Source organism: Streptomyces sp. SID14478 (assembly GCF_010548525.1).
Lineage (GTDB): Bacteria > Actinomycetota > Actinomycetes > Streptomycetales > Streptomycetaceae > Streptomyces.
Window position 1 is genome coordinate 1 of the sequence record NZ_JAAGMG010000261.1, and the last position, 4081, is coordinate 4081.

Sequence of the window (4081 nt, forward strand, 5' to 3'; positions counted from 1 at the left end):
CAGCGCGGCGCGGTCCTGCGCGCCGAGCGGCCGCAGCAGCGTGTCGGTGACCCGGTCCGCCTGTTCCGGGGTGAGCGGCAGCGTCGGCAGGCTGTCGGGGGCCCGGCCGGCCGCCAACTCGCCGACGGCATCGGAGACATCGGCGGCGAACCTGTCGAAGTCCGGTTCGGGCTTTTGCTGCACGCCGGCCACGAGGTCGCCGAAGTAGGTCTGCGCCAGCGGGGCGACGGACGCGAGGACGGGGCGCAGGTCGACGGTCAGGTCGAGGGCGGCGCGCTCGCCGTTCAGATAGCCGACCACGGCGTCGATCTGCTGTCGCGTCAGGTCGCGGAGGGTCTGCGGCGGCAGCACCAGCTTGATGTTGGAGGTCACCTGGGCCTCCGGGACGTTCAGCCGGGCCAGCAGGTCCCGGGTGACCGGCGAGACGTCGGGGTCCACCAGGACTTCGTTGTAGAGGCGGTCGTACGCGTGCTGTTCGTCCAGGACGGAGGCGTGGAACGCCGGGTCGAGCACCGTGGCGCGCAGCGTCGCCGTCGTGATCACGCACAGGGTCGCGAGGGCCGCGACGACGCAGGCGAGCCCGCGCAGCAGGCGGTGCACCGACGCCTGCCGTCAGAAGTCCACGGGGTCGCGGACGAGGGGGCAGGTCATGCAGTGCCCGCCGCCGCGGCCGCGGCCGAGCTCGGCGCCGACGATCGTGACGACCTCGACACCGGCCTTGCGCAGCAGGGTGTTGGTCTGGGTGTTGCGGTCGTACGTGACGACGACCCCGGGTTCGAGGGCGACCGCGTTGTTGCCGCTGTCCCACTGCTGCCGCTCGGACGCGTACACGTCGCCGCCGGTCTCGATCACCCGCAGACCCGGCAGGCCGAGCGCCTTGGCGACGACGTCGACGAACGCGGCCGACCCCTCGTCGGTGATGTGCAGGCCGGGCGCCTTGTCGCTGGGGCGCAGCGAGAACGTGTGCACCAGGTCCATGATCCGCGGATACAGCGTCACGACGTCCCGGTCGGCGAACGTGAAGACGGTGTCCAGGTGCATCGCGGACCGCAGCTTCGGCATCCCGGCGACGATCACGTGCTCGGCCGCGCCCTGCGCGAACAGCGCCGCGGCGACCTGGGTGATCGCCTGCCGCGAAGTGCGCTCGCTCATGCCCATCAAAACCACTCCGTTGCCCACGGGCATGATGTCGCCGCCCTCGAACGTGGCCTGTCCCCAGGAGAGTTCGGGATCGCCCCACCACACGGTCGAGCCGACGAAGTCCGGGTGGAACCGGTAGACCGCCTTCATCAGCAGCGTCTCGTCGTGCCGCGCGGGCCAGTAGAGCGGGTTGAGGGTGAGCCCGCCGTACAGCCAGCACGTGGTGTCGCGGGTGTAGAGGGTGTTGGGCAGCGGCGGCATCAAGTACTCGCGCACACCGGTCGATTCGCGTGCCATCGCCACGTACGCGGAGCGGTAGTCGTCGGGCAGGTCGGTCGTGGCCAGCCCGCCGATGAGGTACTCGGCGAGCTGCCGCGGCTCCAGCGACTCCAGGAAGGCGCGGGTGTCGTCGATGAGCCCGGTGCCGACCTGATTGGCGACGATCTTGCGGTCCAGGAGCCAGGACCTCGCCTCCGGGATCGCCACGGTGGCGGCGAGCAGCTCGTGCAACTCGACCACGTCGACGCCGCGTTGGCGCAGCTTGTTGACGAAGTCGGCGTGGTCGCGCTGGGCGTTCTCCACCCACATGACGTCGTCGAAGAGCAGGTCGTCGGAGTTGGTCGGGGTGAGCCTGCGGTGCGCGAGCCCGGGTGCGCAGACCAGGACCTTGCGCAGCGTGCCCACCTCGGAGTGGACTCCGTACGCGGCGGACGCGGGGGTGTCGTGGTCAGTCACGGTGTGCCTCCGGGGCTTGACGGGGTGGCGGGTTCACAGGCTGATCCAGCCGGCGGCCAGGGCGACGACGCCGACCACGGCGCCGACGACGGAGACGATCAGGATGATCAGCTCGCGCGGGGAGAACAGCCGTCGGCCCTGCTCCCTGCGGGCCATGACGAACAGGATCGTGGCGGGGGCGTAGAACACGAACGAGACCAGCACGAACTTCAGCCCGGCGGCGTACAGCATGAACGCGGTGTAGAAGGTCGCCACAGCCGCGATGGTCAACTCCCGCGTCGAGGAGCGCCCGCCGTCCGTGCGCGGGTCCTGCCGCGTCCCGATCTTCACGGCGAAGGCCGCCGCCAGCAGGTACGGGATCAGGGACAGGGCGCTGGTCAGGTCGAGCGCGAAGTTGAAGGCGTCGTCGGAGAACGCGGTGACGACCAGCACGATCTGCGTCAGCACGGTCGTCATCAGCAGCGCCGGCAGCGGCACGTCCGCGGAGGTGGCACGCCGCAGGAAGCGCGGCATGTCGTCGTCCTTGGCCGCCACGTACAGCACCTCGGCGGCCATCAGCGTCCAGGCCAGATAGGCGCCGAGCACGGAGACGATCAGGCCGACGCTGATGAAGACCTTGCCCCAGGTGCCGACGGCCTCCTCCAGGACGCCCGCCATGGACGGCTGGCGCAGCTCGGCGATCTCGCCCATCGGCAGGATCCCGTACGACACGATGACGACGGAGGCGAAGACGGCGAAGACGCTGAGGAAGCCGAGGATCGTGGCCCGGCCGACGTCCGAGCGCTTGCGCGCGTGCCGGGAGTAGACGCTCGCCCCCTCGACGCCGAGGAAGACGAAGACGGTGGCGAGCATGGTGCCCCGGACCTGGCTGAAGAGCGACCCCGCGTAGTCGGCGCCGCCGAAGTTGTCGGCGAACACCGAAGGCTTGAAGTACACGAGGGCCAGTACCACGAAGACCAGGATCGGCACGATCTTCGCCACGGTCACGACCTTGTTGATCGCCGCCGCTTCCTTCACTCCGCGCCGGATCATCAGGAAGAACGCCCACAGGCCGGCCGACGAGAGGACGATCGCGAGCGCCGTGTCGCCCTCGCCGAGAGCGGGCCAGATCGCGCCGACGGTCGACATGATCAGCACCCAGTACGTCACGTTGCCGACGCAGGCGCTGGCCCAGTAGCCGAACGCCGAGAAGAAGCCCAGGTACTCCCCGAACCCGGCCTTCGCGTACGCGTACACCCCCGCGTCGAGATCGGGGCGGCGCACCGCGAGGGACTGGAAGACGAAGGCGAGCATCAGCATGCCGGTGCCGGCGACAGCCCAGGCGATGAGTGCCCCCGCGACCCCGGTCTCCTCGGCGAAGCGGCGCGGCAGGGAGAACACACCCGCGCCCACCATGGAGCCGATGACCATGGTGGTGAGCGTGAAGAGCGGCAACGTGGCGGCCGGCGCGCTCTTGTCCGCGGCCTGCTCCATGTCGACCCCCTGAGGTGGGTGCGGGTGGGTCCTGGGGGACGCCGGGGACCAGTCTCGTCCCGGTTGGTCAGGTGTCGCACCTTTTGTTCGTACTCGAATGGCCGGATACGCCCAGGTATGCACAGCATGGTGAGGTGCCGACAGAAAGGCATCGAGGCATGTACTCCTCCCTGACCCCGGAGATCCTCCGCGGTCTGCGTGCGCAGCGCCCCTATCCCGCCGTGTCCCTGGCCCTGCCGACCCATCGGCGCCGGCCGGACAATGCGCAGGACCCCGTGCGCCTCGGCAACCTCGTCGAGGAAGCGGGCCGGCTGCTCGACGCGGACCCCGCCGTCACGCGGGAGCGCCGCGACGACGTGGTGGCGCAGCTGCGCGCCGCGGCCGCGGAGCTGGACCCCGGGCAGGCCAGGGACGGTCTCGTCGTCTTCGCCGCCCCCGGCGAGCACCAGGCCTGGGCCGTCGACCGGCCGGTGCCCGAGCGGGTCGTCGTCGCCGACACCTTCCTCACCCGCAACCTGGTCGCCGCCGACGCCGCGCAGCGGCCCTACTGGGTGCTGGCCGTGGCCGCCGACCGGATCGCCCTCTGGGACGGGCAGGGCGCGCGCGTCGTCGAGGACACCGCCCACGGATTTCCGCTCAGCCGCGGCCTCGGGGACCTTGACGCCGAGCGCAAGGAACGCGTCGGCGACCTGCCGAGCACCTTCCGCGACGAGCAGACCCGCCAGTTCTTCCG

2 protein-coding genes and 2 pseudogenes are annotated in these 4081 nt (G+C 70.7%); 1 reads left to right on the forward strand and 3 read right to left on the reverse strand.

What is annotated here, in order from left to right:
• From G3I40_RS09225 to G3I40_RS09235, 3 genes and pseudogenes are all read right to left on the reverse strand, one after another.
• A pseudogene (locus G3I40_RS09225) lies at positions 1 to 600 on the reverse strand (hypothetical protein); the annotation flags it as partial.
• Positions 601 to 612: 12 nt separating this feature from the next.
• Entirely contained in the window at positions 613 to 1875 is a 1263-nt protein-coding gene (locus G3I40_RS09230) for an arginine deiminase (RefSeq protein WP_164301673.1), read from the reverse strand.
• A gap of 33 nt (positions 1876 to 1908) precedes the next feature.
• Complete coding sequence (locus G3I40_RS09235; protein ID WP_164301674.1) at positions 1909 to 3348, reverse strand: basic amino acid/polyamine antiporter; 1440 nt, start codon at positions 3346 to 3348, stop codon at positions 1909 to 1911.
• A gap of 158 nt (positions 3349 to 3506) precedes the next feature.
• Here G3I40_RS09235 and G3I40_RS09240 point away from each other — a divergent pair.
• Positions 3507 to 4081, forward strand: a pseudogene (locus tag G3I40_RS09240) (chemotaxis protein); the annotation flags it as partial.

Coding starts and splice junctions, on each gene's coding strand:
- G3I40_RS09235 (WP_164301674.1), bottom strand. CDS start 3,348: ATGGAGCAGGCCGCGGACAAGAGCGCGCCGGCCGCCACGTTGCCGCTC.